Source organism: Metamycoplasma neophronis (assembly GCF_006491995.1).
In the GTDB taxonomy this organism is placed as follows: Bacteria; Bacillota_I; Bacilli_A; order Mycoplasmatales; family Metamycoplasmataceae; genus Metamycoplasma; species Metamycoplasma neophronis.
Window position 1 is genome coordinate 1 of the sequence record NZ_VHHP01000002.1, and the last position, 15,336, is coordinate 15,336.

The following is a 15,336-nucleotide window of genomic DNA, read 5'->3' on the forward strand; positions in this document are numbered from 1 at the left end:
AGGCTGGAGGTGTAAGTGCAGCAATGCATTCAGCTGACCAGTACTAATAAATTGATAGGTTTAATAGTGAATTCTATAGAATAAGTTAATCTAAATTTACAAGTCGTATTCAGTTTTCAGAGAACAATTAATTATAGCCAGTTGGCTATTTTTTTATACTTTTGTAACCCCACTATTAAAAAAGCAGTATTTAATTTGATTTAATATGGTTAATTATGCTTATTTGAACCACATTGTATAAAATTAATTAGATCCTTTTCTTCATTTGATGAGATTTTATCAGTATCAGAAATTATTACAATATATAAATCAATTACATTAATTATGTTTTCTATTATTAGCCGGTGATTAAAAAAAAGCAAAATTATGCCTTTAAAAGGTGCTGTGGGTATATATTTTTATCTATTTTTATTTACTTTATGCTTATTTAAATCTATTAAAAATATAATATTTCAAAATTATAAAAGCTATTAAAATTAAGATAATAATATCTTATTTGTATAATTGACACTTAGATTTTTTTAAATGATAAAATTAAGTTATAAATTTTTGTTAAGGAGTAAAAATATGAACAAACAAGAAAATTTTAAACAAAGATTAATTAAATATATGGAATTAAAAGGAATGTCACGTTATGAAGATTTAATTGTTGAAGAATTAAAAAATTCATTAGGAAACAAAAACTTTGAAATTTCACGTGATAACCTTGGATCAGTTATTTTTCACAAGCCTTCAAAAAAAGCTAACGCTCCCAAAGTTATGATCGCAGCACACATGGACGAAGTTGGTTTTATTGTAAGAAACATTGATAAAAAAGGACAATTATTATTATCAGCTGTTGGTGGAATTTGACCAGCAACAGTAATTGGAACAAAAGCTACTTTAAAAACAGCTGATGGACGTGAATTTATAGGTTTATTCGGACATACTTCAATTCACATTATGAAATCAGAAGAAATGTCTAAAGCTCCTACTATTATGGACTTATATGCTGACTTTGGTTTCAAATCTGAAGAAGATGTTTTAGCTAACGGTGTTGGTGTTGGTGATTTAGTATATATGAGTGGTGAAACAATTCACTTTGCTGACCCTAACTTAATTGGTGGTAAAGCTATGGATAACCGTGCTGGTGTTACTGTACTTGAATACATCGCTAAAAACATTGAAAATCTAGATTTAGATGTTGATTTATATTTAGTTGGAACAGTTCAAGAAGAAGTTGGAACACGTGGTGCTAAAACTTCAGTAAGTTTAGTTGACCCCGATGTTGCCATTGCACTTGATACTTGTGCATCGCACGATACACCTAATACAATTCCAGGTAACACTTCATTATTTAAAGGTGCTGCTTTAAGAATTTTTGACCGTGGTACAATGATGGACCCTAAATTAGTAAATTATTTCCAAAATGTAGCAAAACAAAACAATATTCCTGCTTATAAATTTGTTGCTATGGGTGGTGGAACCGATGCTCACGAATTACAATTCTCACACGGCGGAGCAGCTACTTTAACTATTTCATTGCCTCAAAGATATTTACACTCACCAATTGGTGTCTGCGCAATTAGTGATTTATTAGCTGCCGGTGATTTATTAACTGAATTCATTAAATCATTCAACGAAAACGACTGAAAAGAAATGCAATACAAATAATAAAAATTTTAAGCATAAGACTATGGTTGGTTATCAAATCAACCATTTTCTTTTTTCATTGCCAAAATTAAAAAACATGTAATTTGTTTTGATTTGAAAATATTTTTCTAGTAAAGATATTATACTGGGCTTTTTTTGGCAATTTATAATATAATTTTTTATTGATAAATAAACATTGAAGGATCTAATATGAAATTTACTTTTAAACATAATGAAAATTTAAAACCATTAGTTGATTATGTATTGCAACGCAAAAATATTGAAGCCATTTTATTAAACGGAGAATTAGGAGCCGGCAAAACAACGTTTACTTCTGAATTGGCTAAGGCTATAGGAGAAAGGAAACAAATTGTTTCGCCTACATTCAATACAATTTTGGTATACGATAAATTAGTACATATTGATGCTTATAAATTAAAAGGCGATTTGTTTGCTTATGAAGATTATTTTGAAAATAAATTAGTTGTGGTCGAATGATCTGATTTAATTAAATGTAATTTCAAAAAGTATTTAAAAATCAATGTTTATTTCGATAAAGATCAAAACCACGTATTTGAGATTGTTGAGGAGGCTTTATAATGAAATTATTTGTTGAAACTTCATTATCTGATTTATATATGGCATTAATCGATAATCATGAAATAATTGCTAAAGTTAGAGTTGAAAATTTAGTCAAAAAGACTGACGCATTTTATGAAAATTTAAATCAGTTATTAGAAGACGCAAAAGTTTCTATTGACAATGTTGAATCAATTTATACAACATTGGGTCCAGGAAGTTTTAGTGGAGCTAGAATTGGCTTCCTATTTGCCAAAACATTAGCTCAAATTAGTGATAGAAAATTATATGTTTCTCCTACCTATGAATTATTCAGATGGCAAAAACAATTATTGAGTGAAAACAATAACAAAATCAGAATCAAGGCCAATCGTTATAATGTTTATTTAATTGAATTTAACCCAGAATTTAGTTGCAAATTAGTTGATGATGATTTAGCATACGATAAGTTTGATTATGATTTATTTGAGCAAAATCCTATATATTTTTTAAATAAATTTACTAAAGTAGAAAACCCATTGGATGTTGAGTTGCTTTATTTACATGAACCACAAATTGGAGGTGAAAAATGTTAATTTTTGCTATTGAAAGTTCGCATGATGATACCTCTTTTGCATTACTAAAAGATAATGAACCACTATGAATGAAAACAATATCTCAAATTGATGTCCACAAGCAATATGGCGGAACTGTTCCTGAAATTGCTTCAAGATTACATGTTAAAAACATTGGTTTATTAATTGATGATTTAAAACGAGAAATTAATTTAAATGAAATTGATTTGATAGCCTATACCAAGGAACCAGGATTAATTGGCTCTTTACATGTTGGGCATATGGTGGCACAGGCAATGGGTATGTCATTGCATAAAAAAGTAGTCGGCTTAAATCACCTAGAAGGACATTTTTATTCAGCATTTATTGGTAAAGAAGTTCAATATCCCGCGCTAGGATTATTGGTATCTGGAGGACATTCTCAATTAATGCTATATAAATCTAAAGATGAATATGAATTGATTGGCGAAACTCAAGACGATGCTGTCGGCGAAGTGTATGACAAAGTAGCCAGAAAATTAAATTTAGGTTTTCCTGGTGGACCAATTATTGACAAAACATGACGCGAGTATAAAAATATTTATTTAAGTCACTATACAATACCTAAAACAGATAAATACTTGAACTTTTCATTTAGTGGTATTAAAACCAATATTATTAATTTAATTAATAATCAAATCAATCGTCATGAAGAAATTGATTGAAAAAAATATGCGACTGAATTCCAAAATACGGTTGTGTTATATTTAAAAGAACACATGCAAAAGGCAATTGAATTATATAATCCAAAATGTATTGTTTTAGCCGGAGGAGTTAGTGCTAATTCTGCTATCAGGGCAATGTTTGAAAAGTTGCATGACAATGTATATTTACCTCAAATGGAATATACTACAGATAACGCAATGATGATCGCACGTTTAGCGTATGAAAAAAACCGTAAGTAACCTTTTATAGCGTTACTTTTTTTTGTATAATTTTGGTATGTGAGAATATGTAAAAAGCGCTTCAGACCATCGTAGTTGATTGGAACATGGTCAAGAAGAAATTGTTTTTTGAGGTCGTTCGAATGTTGGAAAATCAAGTCTGATAAATGCTTTGGCAAAACAAAAGATTGCTAAAACATCTTCAACGCCCGGTAGAACAAGATTAATTAATTATTTTAAAACCGATACTGGTAAAATTATTGTTGACTTACCCGGTTATGGTTATGCGGCTATGAGCAAGAAATCGCAAGACAAAGTAGCGGGAATTATTGATTATTATTTTAGAAACGATACAAACCCAAAAACTGTTTGTATTTTAATTGATGCTAAAGTTGGTTTTATGCCAATAGATTTAGAAATGATTGAATATATTCAAGAATTGGGCATTAAATTTGATATTATCATTACTAAAATTGATAAAGCAAATCAATCGCAAAAACACAAAGTAAAGCAGCAAGCTTTAACTTTTACTAATGATATTAATATTTTCATGATTTCTTCAGAAAAGAAAATCGGATTACAAGATATCATAGACTTTTATAACTTATAAGGTACCAATATTTATATATTGGTATTTTTTATGCAATTTTTTATATAATTTTAATTGTATGAATAACAAAAAAAATAGAAGAATATATTTAATTTTAGAAATTGTCTTCTTATTCTTACTTCCAACAATTTTATTTTTTGTAGGAATTTTTAAACTAAATTGAAGCGGCCAAATTGCTGTTGCTGTTTTATACACTTTGTTTATTGGTGGTTTAGCAATATACATCGCAATTTTATTAACTAATTATTTAAAAACCGCAGCTGTTGCTAAAAATTCATTAAATTATTATGTGCAAAACGAAATAGGACAATATGGATCTGGCTTTATCTTTTTTTTAAATACAGGAAAGATAATTTTGGCTTCTAATTTTGTGGAAAGTCGTTTTGGCAAAAAAATTATCGGTCAGAATATTAGAGATGTTTTTAATGTTAAGGAATGAACAAATAACAACCTAGACTTTAACTTTTCAAAAGATAACTTTGAATATGAGGTTCACGTATCATTTGAAAGAAATATGGCAGTTATTAAAGATATTACAACGCAAACGAACCTTTTGAATGACTACAAACGCCAAAGAATTGTGTTTGGTGAGTTGAATGTGGATAATATAAATTTATATCAAGTGTTTTTATCGCAAGAAGAAATCTTTAAACTTTATGCTGGTATTGTTAATGTATTAGATGATTTAGCAAAAAAATATAATCTAATATATCGTCAATATGAAAACGGGCGTTTCTTCTTGATTACTAACCAAGAAACGCTAGAAATATTTGAAACAGATAGTTTTTCATTCTTTGCCAATATTAAAAATAAACTAGTTATCAAAGATATTTCTGTAACTTTATCAGCTGGTTTTGCTTACGGTATTTATAAACATGATACACTCGACCAAATGGCAAAAGAAGCCTTGCTTCAATCACAAACCCGGGGCGGAGATCAAATCACTGTAATGACAAAAAATGAAAAACCTCGGCACTATGGTTCAAGTTCTGAAATTGATGTTAATTTATCAAGAACAAACGTAAATTACATCAGTAAACTATTGATATCGAGATTAAAATCAAAACAAATATCAAAAGTGATTATTTATGGGCATAAAAATGCTGACCTTGATGCGTTAGGTTCGACTATGGGAATTTATGCGTTATCAAAAGGTTTTGGTAAACGACCATATATTCAAAATGAAACGTTTGACGATACAACAAATCGTATAATCAAAACATTACCAAAAGAAGAACAAGAAATATTTATTAGTCCAAAAGAGGCACAAGCTCTTCAAGATGAAAAAACCATGGTGGTTATTTGTGATACATCTGACGAAAACAGAATTGAAAATACGGCACCATTCAAAAATATCAAAAAAGAAAATGTTTTTGTTTTAGATCACCATAGAATTAGTAAAAATCCAGACTTTGCCTTTAGAGAAAATTTATATATTGACTCATCAGCTTCATCAGCATCAGAAATAGTAACTGAAGTTATTGCCCTAACTAATAACCGTGATAAGATTAATGAGCAAGTGGCACAATTTTTACTAAATGGTATTTACTTAGATACAAATACTTTCCAAAAACAAACTTCAGCTAAAACTTTTGCTGCAGCTTCGTTGTTGCAAGAATGAGGCGCAAAGATTTTAACATCAGTGAATACATTGAAGATGAATGAAGAAATTTTTAAAACAGTTAAAGAACTTTTGGAAAATCTTCAAGAAGTTAAACCGGGTTATTATCTTGCCTATAAAGATATTGAAGCATCAACTGATATTATTTCGATTGCTGCTGATGAAATTTTAAGAGTTAATGGCAGAAAAGCAGCTTTCGTAGTTGCTAAATTACCTGGCACAAAAATTTGTAAAATGTCTGCTCGGGGTATTAATACAAACGTTCAAATTATTGCCGAAGCAGTTAATGGTGGCGGGCACTTTGGTGCAGCCGCTGCTGAAAGTAATGAAAGTCTAGATTTATTTGTAGACAATATTAAACAAGCGATAGTGAGTGTGAAAGATGAAAGTAATATTAATTAAAAACTATGAAAAACATAAAGTAAACGAAATCATTGAAGTTAATGATGGTTTCGGAAAAAATTTTTTAATCAAAAATGGTTATGCACAACCTGTTAATGAAAAAACCTTAGCAAACCTACAAAGAGTTAAGGCAAACATTGCTGAAAATTTAGCAAAAGAAATTGCTGAAGCTAGTGCAGTAAAAGCTGAAATTGAAAAATTAAATTTAACATTCTATTTAAAATCAAACGGTAACATTGTACACGGTAACGTTACAAGTAAAGCTATTGAAAAAGAATTAGCAAAACACAACATCAAAGTGGGAGCTCACGCCCTAAAAGGAGTGTCATACAACACTTTTGGTGTTCACATGGTTTCTGTCAAATTACATGACCAGGTTACCGCAAAATTAAAAATCACAATTTTAGAAGAAAAATAATAATTTAATTAACGGAGGATTTTATGAACGAATTGGATACCAAAGAATTTGCGATTCTAAATAATGAAACATCATTGTTGGGTTTAATCATTAATGATACTGTTTCTTATTTAAATGTTAGTGAAATCATCCGTCCTGAAATGTTTCATTTCGCGCCTAATGGAATTTTATACGGCGCAATTCAAGCCGTAAGAAACGGTTCTGAAAATTTTGATATTAGTAACTTAATTAATTACCTAACTAAAGAAAAACTAATAGAAAAAATTAAATTATTAGGTATGGAAGGTTATGAATATATTAGCAAATTAATGGCTAATGCCGGATTTGCTTCTGAACTTGAAACATACAAAAAAAATTTAATCGATCAATATAAAACCGATAGACTAAATGCATTGCTAAAAGCAGTTGAACAAACTGTTGAAAATAAGAAATTTGATATTAATAATTTGATAAACGAATTACAAATTCAATTAATAAATTTAGATATTTCCGAAGTTAATGCTATGTGAGAAACTATTGGGGACTCTTCTAAAACTATTCTAAATAACATAATTAATAAAGAAAAAACTGATACCGGGATTGGCCTTAAATTCGGTTTTCCTCAGTTGGATGATTTAACATTAGGTGTTAACCCTGGTGATCTCGTAATTTTGGCCGCCAGACCAGCCATGGGGAAAACAGCCTTTGCCTTGAATATTGCAAATAACGTAGCTAAAAAAGGCAAAACTGTATTGTTTTTCTCGCTTGAAATGTCAACTCCGCAGTTATCACAAAGAATGGTTGCAATTGACTCGATTGTTCCAATGTCAGCAATTCGTAAAAATGAAATTAGTCAAGACCAATTGAAACAATTATATTGAACAGTTGATAGAATGAAAGATTGACCGATGTATTTAATTGATAAAGCATCATTGACGATTTCAGACATCATTACTTTATCAAAACGTTTTCACAATAATAAAAGAGTTGACTTAATAATTGTCGACTATTTACAACTAATTGCCGATTCTGGCAAATCAAATCAAGAAAATAGACAACTTGAAGTTGCTAAAATTTCTCGTTCATTAAAACAATTGGCACGTGAATTGGGTTGTCCAGTTTTATCATTAAGCCAATTGAGCCGGAACGTTGAAAAACGTGAAGACAAAATTCCAATCATATCAGATTTACGTGAATCTGGTAATATCGAGCAAGATGCTGATAAAATTATTTTCTTGCACAGAAAAGACTATTATAATAAAGTTAAACCGCTTGGCGGCACTGATGACTATGATGAAAATAAATTTTTTAATGATAATTCAAACACTACCAAGTTTAATAATTCATCATTAACAGACGTTATCGTAGCTAAAAACCGTCAAGGTGGGACAGGTGTTGTTAAATTGTTATTCAACCCTGAATGTAACCGCTTCATTTATGATGCTGAAGCTGTTAGAAAACAAGAAAAACAAAAATTATATGTTCCTAAAAAGGGAGAGGAGTAAATTTCTTTATGCCTAATTTAAGCTCAAAAATGCAAAAGGCTAAAGCAAAGGTTAGAAAGCAAGCTCTTACTAAAGAAGAACGTATTAAGAAAAACGCGGAAAAAATGAAAATATTGAACCCACAAAAAGTTAATTTGTTCAATATTTGAAAAAAATATCCTAAAAAAGTGTTGTGAATGTTTGTCAGTGCTTTTTTATACAACGTTGCCTTAACAGTGTTCTTAAAGAAGGCCGCAACTATTGCTAGTGGTACTTCGTCATTAGCACAAATTATTACCTTTACTGCGCCTGCTACTGCACAATTTTATGGTTTATTCTATGTTTTGGTAAATTTACCATTGATGTTTATTTTTTGGAAAATGAACCCGAGAATGTTTATGGTGCTCACTTATTATTGAATGTTATTCCAAGTAATTATTCAATGTATTTTTATTGAGTATGCTGGACGTGGTTCAAACCCAATCGTAAACTTTATAAACCAACGTATCACAATTTATAATCCAGTCGGACAAGTGGTTGAAAATGGTAAAGTTTTAAGATTCTACTGAGACCCATTTGGTCTTGACACAAGAATATTGCCTCAAATAACTAAAGAAAATTACAATATTATTTTTGACAATGCAATTTTATTATCTCAAAACAAACCATTAGCAGCAAATCTATCTGCTGAAAACATGAGATTAATAAAATATTTTGCTAACTTATTAAGTGAAAAAGATTTAAAAATTGTTTACCACAATATTAATTCACTATTTGAATCTTCGAGTGCTTTATTAGCGCTAAATGAAAGCCATGTCGTAAAAATTCTATATGGAGATGGCGCTGCTTATAACACTCGTTTATTAGGCGTTTACAACGGTGAAAACTGACCCGTTTTAGTTTATGCAATTTTAGGGGGAGCGGCTGAAGGATTTGCTTCTATCGTTGCTTGAAGACAACGTGGTTCAATTGGTGGAACATCAGTTATTTCTAACTACATTGCTTATAAAAATAAAAAACCAGTTGGAAATGTATTTTTAATGGTTGCTATTTGTTTCTCATCATTTTCAACCTTAGTTATTGGTTCACTTGAATACACCGGAAACATTTTAGGCCATGTGTGAAACTTTGACGAATTTTTAGTAAGAATTATGGGTACAATAGTATATCTATTAGTCTTCTCAGCATTAGTAAATAAATTCTATCCTAAGTACAAAAAAGTTAAAATTGATATTTACACAAAAAGACCTGAACTTGTTGCTGAAAGATTCAAAAAAATTGGTTACATTCACTCATTTAATATTTTCAATGGTGTTGGCGGATTCAGTCACGCCGAATTCGGTAAGATTGAAACTGTTGCTTTATATCTAGAACGTGATCAAATTTTAGATGAAGTAAAAAGAGTCGATAAGGACGCTTGAATTACCATTTCGAATATACATGGTTTGATAGGTGAATTTGATACTTCATATGTAGATTAATTAAAGCCAGAAATTTCTGGCTTTTTTATTACTCATTTTAAATATTTTATTTAAATATAAAATTGTAAAAAAGCATAAAAAAATGTTATTATTATTGCGAAGCAGAATATAGGAGTAAAAATGGCTAACGAAACAGAAGAATTTAGAGAATTAAAAAAACAATCCAGAATAAAACATTCGAAACGTGTGAAAAACAGAGTTAATGGTATTGATATCAATCCATACGGGGTTACATTCTTTAATGTTTGAGTCAAGTTTCCTAAAAAAATGTTAATGATTTTTATTTCTGCAATTTTATATAACATTGGTGTTGCCACGTTCTTAGCAAAAGCTGCAACTGTTGCTACCGGTATATCAGCGCTAGTTCAATCGATAACTTATACAGTTTCTGCAACTGCACCATATTTTGCTTATATATACTTTTTATTTAACTTGCCATTCATTATTATTTTCTGAAAGAAAAACTCACGGCTATTCATGGTTTTAACAACTTATTGACTGCTATGGCAAGTTGTTTTCCAATCGTTTTTATTAATACCTGCAGTGCAAAGTTTATTTGATAACGTTTCGATACTCTACGTTAACTGACATTCACCAATGAAAGATGGTAAAGAAATCACTAACTCATTTAAAGCCTTAATTCCTTGAGATGTATACGGAAATTATCAATCACATTACGCGCCGGTTTGAGATTATATTAAAGCGCACAACGGTGTTGCTTATACACCTGCCGAAGCAACCATTGGTGGCATCGCATATACAGCTGCTCAGATGTCGCAATTCTTACGTTTCTACATCATTTTAGAAGCAGGATATAATAATCCAACTTGACCAATTATCGTTTATACAATTATTGGTGGTGTATGTGCCGGTTCGGCTGGTGGCCTATCATGAAAAAACTCAGCTTCAACCGCTGGTTCAGATTTTGTAGTTTATTACGTATCAAGAATTAAACAAAAAAGTGTTGGTAGAATCTCAACCATCGTTGCCCTATGTTTTGCAGCATTCTCAATCATTTTAATTTCATCACTTGAACTTGCTGGTGTAATTGATAAAACAAGTAATAAACCTTTAAATCACGCAGCCTTGTTATTAAGAGCTGTATGTACGATCGGATATGTATTTCTATATAATGCATTCATCGAGGTTATTTATCCTAAATATAGAAAAATTAAAATTGAAATTTATACCAAAGAACCAGATAAGATTATTAAACACTTCAAAGAAATTAATTATTGACATGGTTACAACATTGATAACATGTTAGCGGGATACACAAATACCCAAACTGTTCGGATCGAAACTTTTGCTCTTTATTTAGAACAAAACCTAATTCGCAACGAAGTTTTATTGGCTGACCCTAATGCATGAATCACAGTAACTAAAGTTCATCAAGTATTTGGTAAATTTGACACTTCGAAAATAGAATAAAATTACAAGGCCACAAAGCCTTGTTTTTTAAATTTTTAATATAAAAAAATTTGGTCGAAACCAAATTTTAATTATCTTCCCCAACTTCGTCAAGTTTGTTAATTCTTGGAATGTGACGATTGCCTTCAAATTGGGTGTTTTCTCATTCGTGGAATATGTTTTCAACTTGATCTGATTCCAACATTCTTCCACCCATACATAATACATTAGCATCGTTGTGTAATTTTGCTAGGTGCGCATCTTCTTCACTGGTTACCCTTGCGCCTCTTACGTGTTTGAAACGATTTAATGCCATACTGATGCCAAGTCCTGAACCACAGAAAGCAACGTATTTTGTATTTTCATCATCTTTGTCTTTTAAAATTTCTTTAGCAAATTCAATTCCAACTTCTGCATAAGATACTGATTTGTCAGCTGATGTTGATCCAAATAATTCAACATCATAACCTTCTTTTTCTAAACGTTTCGCTAATTCTTCTTTAGCTAAGTGTCCTGCGTGGTCGCTTGTAATTTTAACTTTCATTATCTCTCCTTTTAACTTCTTAAAATTTCGCCATCTTCAACTCTAATAATTTTGCTAGGTTGTTGAGACATTTCTCCAAAATTATAAACATTATCAATTTCTGGAAATAGTTGTTTTGCATTTTCAATAGTTTTACATACCGGAGCATTTGATAGATTGCAGCTTGACATATAAGCTGGCCCATTAGTTTCTAAATATTCTAATAAACCTTTTTGGTTAGGCATTCTAAAACCTTGATCATTTACTACTAGAGTAACAGCTCCTGGTCAATAATTTTTAGCATAAGCTTCAGCTTGTGAATTTCATTCTGGAAATTTGCGGGCTTGTTTGATTGAAGAAACTAAAATTATTAATTTTTTGTTTCTATCGCGGCCCTTAATATCATATATTAAGTTTTTTACTTCTTCATTAACTGGGCCACCGATGCCAATGACAGTGTCAGTAGTTGAAATGAATAATTTATTATATTTATTTGGCATAATTTTATTATAACAAAACAAGGAGAATATATGCCAGAATTACCAGAAGTTAGAGTCGTGTGTAAAGCCTTGCGGCAAAAAGTTTTACACAAACGCATTAAGGATTTAGTAATTTTGAAAGAAAAATTATTTAAAGAAAAAAATGTAGCAGATTTTAAAAAAGCCTTGCTCAATAAAGAGATCTTAAATATTGAAAATCGCGGAAAACATATCATTATATTTTTAAGTGATAATATAGTACTGCTTTCTCATTTAAGAATGGAAGGTAAATATAGATATTATGATAAACCAAGCCCAGAAGACAGTCATTTGATGGCACGCTTTATATTTGAAGACAACTCTGAATTACATTATTGCGACAGCCGTATGTTTGGAACATTTTATTTAAGAGACCTAGACAATTATAATAAAATCTTGCCGCTATCTAAAGTGGCTAATGAGCCAAATTCAGTTAATATTGATGAAGTTTATAAAAAGCTTAAACATTCAGATGTTTCAATTAAAACAAAATTATTAGATCAAGAAATAGTTTCGGGAATTGGAAATATTTATATTGATGAAGCTTTATTTGCTTCTAAAATTAGCCCCCTAACAAAATCATCAAGTTTGAGTAAAGAACAAATTGCGAAGATTATTAAAAATGCTGGTGACATTATGGAGATAAGTTTTCAAAAAGGCGGCACAACGCTATTTTCATATGAAAGTTTGAATAACCAAGAAGGCGAGTATCAAAACTTTTTAAAAGTTCACAATGACAAATTAAAAGAATGTAGCGTGTGTCATAATCCAACTAAAAAAATTAAGGTTAATCAAAGAGGCACATATTACTGTCCACATTGCCAAAAAGAGTACTAATGAACTTTAGATTTTTCCCCTTAGTATTGGATTTACACGGCTATGACACAATCGAAGCAACTGCGGCGACATTGAATGCCTTAAAGGAATTTGAAGAAGATGAATATATGGAGTATATTGACATCATAGTTGGCATTGGAACTGGGGCAGTTAAGTTTGTTGTAGAAGATTTATTAGAAGAAGAGTGCTTCCCCTTTAGTTATTTAAATAAAAATGGGTCAAAAATAAGAGTATATAAACGTAAATAAGTTAGTTGCTTTTTTTTGCTTTTTTGAAATTTAATCATAATTAAAAATGATTAATTTATAATTAATAATGTACATACACTACAATTTTAGATTTTATAATAGGAGCATATATGGCAAAAAATACATGAGAAATTGCTAAAAAAGCAATTGAAGAACATGAAAATATTTTTATTTTTCACCACATTCGTCCAGATGGTGACTGTCTAGGTTCACAATTTGGACTTAGAGAATTGATCAAAACTAACTACCCTGATAAAAATGTTTATGTATTAGGAGATAATGGTGGAATTTTCCCATTTCTAGTTTGAGATTTTGATAAATTTGACGAAATCCCAAAAGAACACTTTAATAATTCATTAGGAGTTGTTGTCGACGCTAATAGTTCAAACAGAATTCAATTCGCAAAATACATTTTGGATGGTAACTTTACCCATATGTTACGAATTGACCACCACCCTGTTGATCCAGATATTAATTATGACTATACTTGAGAAGATGCAACATACGCTGCTGCTGCTGAACAAGTTGCTTACATTGCAATGAAAGCAAAATGAAAAGTTACTGAAAAAACTGCTGAATATACATATTTAGGAATTAATACAGACTCAGGTAGATTCCAATACGAATATGTACAACAAAGAACATTTGATGTTATGAGTTATTTACACGAAGGAAATAATTTCAGAGTATGAGATGTTAATTTCCCATTGTCAGTGCGTGATGAAAAGAAAGTTCGTTTTAGCGCTTACGTATTATTAAACTACGTAAATGACGGCCAAGTTCTATGATTCCACGCAAGCAAAAAAGTTCAAAAGAAATTTGGCTTAGATGAAAATAGTGCAAATGATGTCAATATCATGGCAAACATTGGAGATTGCAAAATCTGAGTATTATTCATTGACCAACCAGATGGAACAATTCGTGCTCGGGTAAGATCAAACGGCATTTGAATTAATCACATTTGTGAAAAATATGCGCCTGGCGGTGGCCACGAAGTGGCTTCGGGCGCAACATGTCAAAATAAACGTGACATGAAACACTTAATCGAAGATCTTAAAGCGGAGGTTAGAAAACATGCTAAAAATTAGTGATGAAAAAATGGAAATTTTCTATCAAATTAGATCTAAAATCATAAAACATAAAAACATCGTTATTTTTCACCACATTCGTCCAGATGGTGACTGTCTAGGTTCACAATTTGGAATGAAAAACTTAATTGAAGTAAACTACCCAGAAAAAAATGTTTATGTAGTTGGTGATCCTAAAGATGTGTATCCATATCTAAACTTTAAAATGGATGACTTACCATATGAAAAATTAGAAGACTCTTTAGCAATTATTGTTGATGCAAACTATAAAGAAAGACTAGAATGCAGAAAATACTTAGACGATAATTGTTTTGATGAAGTTATTAGAATTGACCACCACCCTAATGATGATGATTTAAACGCTTCATTGCGTTGAGTTGAACCAGAAGCTCCTGCAGCTGCTCAACAAGTTACTGAATTAGCATACGGCTTAGGATGAAAATTAAACTCTGCAGCCGCAACATATCTATATTTAGGTATTTATACTGACTCAGTTCGTTTAACAACGAATACAACAACCTATAAAACTATGTTCTTAGTAAGCTGATTATGAGAAAATGGTGCTCAAAAAGATTTATTACATGGTGAAATGGCAAAAAGAAGTTTAGAAGACATTAAAATCAATAACTATATTCAACAAAATATGCAAATTAAAAACGGCGTTGTTTCATTCTTCTTTTCATTAGAAGACCAAGCTAAATTAGGAATTGATGACCCTCTTAAAGCTAATCGTCCATTCGTATTGTCTTCTATTGATGACAATAAAGCGTGAGTATTTTTCACTGAAGAAAAACCAGGACAAATCAGATGTGAATTCAGATCTAATGGTGCTTGTGTAAGAAATGTTGCTGTTAAATGAGGAGGCGGTGGACACCACCGTGCTTCAGGAGCACAAATTAGTGACCCTAAAAATATTCCATTGATTGTTAGAGATTTAGAAGAAGAAATCAAAAACATTGCTGAATATAAATAATATAATTAGACCTTATTGGTCTAATTTTTTTATAAAAAAATAGAATGACAAAAGCC

The 15,336-nt window shown here is 30.6% G+C and carries 16 protein-coding genes; 14 read left to right on the forward strand and 2 right to left on the reverse strand.

Going from position 1 to position 15,336, the window contains the following annotated elements:
- The first annotated feature begins 567 nt into the window (after window positions 1-567).
- From FJR74_RS00590 to FJR74_RS07200, 10 genes are all read left to right on the forward strand, one after another.
- Entirely contained in the window at window positions 568-1,653 is a 1,086-nt protein-coding gene (locus tag FJR74_RS00590; RefSeq protein WP_140914610.1) for a M42 family metallopeptidase, read from the forward strand.
- Window positions 1,654-1,842: 189 nt separating this feature from the next.
- A complete protein-coding gene (tsaE, locus tag FJR74_RS00595) occupies window positions 1,843-2,232 on the forward strand; it encodes a tRNA (adenosine(37)-N6)-threonylcarbamoyltransferase complex ATPase subunit type 1 TsaE (RefSeq protein WP_140914611.1) in 390 nt (129 codons plus the stop codon).
- Window positions 2,232-2,786, forward strand: coding sequence for a tRNA (adenosine(37)-N6)-threonylcarbamoyltransferase complex dimerization subunit type 1 TsaB (gene tsaB / locus FJR74_RS00600; protein WP_140914612.1), 555 nt, complete (start codon window positions 2,232-2,234; stop codon window positions 2,784-2,786). Before tsaE ends, tsaB begins: the two co-directional genes overlap by 1 nt.
- Window positions 2,780-3,709, forward strand: a complete 930-nt coding sequence (gene tsaD / locus FJR74_RS07180; protein WP_140914613.1) for a tRNA (adenosine(37)-N6)-threonylcarbamoyltransferase complex transferase subunit TsaD — start codon at window positions 2,780-2,782, stop codon at window positions 3,707-3,709. Before tsaB ends, tsaD begins: the two co-directional genes overlap by 7 nt.
- A 37-nt stretch (window positions 3,710-3,746) precedes the next feature.
- On the forward strand, window positions 3,747-4,298 hold the full coding sequence (gene yihA / locus FJR74_RS00610) for a ribosome biogenesis GTP-binding protein YihA/YsxC (RefSeq protein ID WP_140914614.1): 552 nt from the start codon (window positions 3,747-3,749) through the stop codon (window positions 4,296-4,298).
- 58 nt (window positions 4,299-4,356) lie between these two features.
- Window positions 4,357-6,321, forward strand: a complete 1,965-nt coding sequence (locus FJR74_RS07185) for a GGDEF domain-containing protein (protein WP_140914615.1) — start codon at window positions 4,357-4,359, stop codon at window positions 6,319-6,321.
- A complete protein-coding gene (gene rplI / locus FJR74_RS00620) occupies window positions 6,302-6,739 on the forward strand; it encodes a 50S ribosomal protein L9 (protein ID WP_140914616.1) in 438 nt (145 codons plus the stop codon). The genes FJR74_RS07185 and rplI overlap by 20 nt, the downstream gene beginning before the upstream one ends.
- 23 nt (window positions 6,740-6,762) lie before the next feature.
- Window positions 6,763-8,223: a replicative DNA helicase gene (gene dnaB, locus FJR74_RS07190; protein ID WP_140914617.1), complete on the forward strand. Its 1,461-nt coding sequence runs from the start codon at window positions 6,763-6,765 to the stop codon at window positions 8,221-8,223.
- Between the two features lie 8 nt (window positions 8,224-8,231).
- Window positions 8,232-9,683: a DUF2179 domain-containing protein gene (locus tag FJR74_RS07195; protein WP_306766858.1), complete on the forward strand. Its 1,452-nt coding sequence runs from the start codon at window positions 8,232-8,234 to the stop codon at window positions 9,681-9,683.
- 120 nt (window positions 9,684-9,803) lie between these two features.
- Window positions 9,804-11,114: a YitT family protein gene (locus tag FJR74_RS07200; RefSeq protein WP_140914618.1), complete on the forward strand. Its 1,311-nt coding sequence runs from the start codon at window positions 9,804-9,806 to the stop codon at window positions 11,112-11,114.
- Window positions 11,115-11,181: 67 nt separating this feature from the next.
- Here FJR74_RS07200 and FJR74_RS00640 read toward each other — a convergent pair whose 3' ends face one another.
- Both FJR74_RS00640 and FJR74_RS07205 read right to left on the reverse strand, forming a co-directional pair.
- A complete protein-coding gene (locus tag FJR74_RS00640) occupies window positions 11,182-11,637 on the reverse strand; it encodes an RpiB/LacA/LacB family sugar-phosphate isomerase (protein ID WP_140914619.1) in 456 nt (151 codons plus the stop codon).
- Between the two features lie 11 nt (window positions 11,638-11,648).
- A complete protein-coding gene (locus tag FJR74_RS07205; RefSeq protein WP_140914620.1) occupies window positions 11,649-12,116 on the reverse strand; it encodes an L-threonylcarbamoyladenylate synthase in 468 nt (155 codons plus the stop codon).
- 30 nt (window positions 12,117-12,146) lie between these two features.
- On the opposite strand from FJR74_RS07205, the gene mutM reads away from it, so the two are divergent.
- From mutM to nrnA (FJR74_RS07215), 4 genes are all read left to right on the forward strand, one after another.
- Complete coding sequence (mutM, locus tag FJR74_RS00650; RefSeq protein WP_140914621.1) at window positions 12,147-12,971, forward strand: DNA-formamidopyrimidine glycosylase; 825 nt, start codon at window positions 12,147-12,149, stop codon at window positions 12,969-12,971.
- Window positions 12,971-13,219, forward strand: a complete 249-nt coding sequence (locus tag FJR74_RS00655) for a hypothetical protein (RefSeq protein ID WP_140914622.1) — start codon at window positions 12,971-12,973, stop codon at window positions 13,217-13,219. Before mutM ends, FJR74_RS00655 begins: the two co-directional genes overlap by 1 nt.
- Before the next feature lie 110 nt (window positions 13,220-13,329).
- Complete coding sequence (nrnA, locus tag FJR74_RS07210) at window positions 13,330-14,307, forward strand: bifunctional oligoribonuclease/PAP phosphatase NrnA (protein WP_140914623.1); 978 nt, start codon at window positions 13,330-13,332, stop codon at window positions 14,305-14,307.
- Window positions 14,294-15,280: a bifunctional oligoribonuclease/PAP phosphatase NrnA gene (gene nrnA, locus FJR74_RS07215; RefSeq protein ID WP_140914624.1), complete on the forward strand. Its 987-nt coding sequence runs from the start codon at window positions 14,294-14,296 to the stop codon at window positions 15,278-15,280. Before nrnA (FJR74_RS07210) ends, nrnA (FJR74_RS07215) begins: the two co-directional genes overlap by 14 nt.
- The last annotated feature ends 56 nt before the right edge of the window (window positions 15,281-15,336 follow it).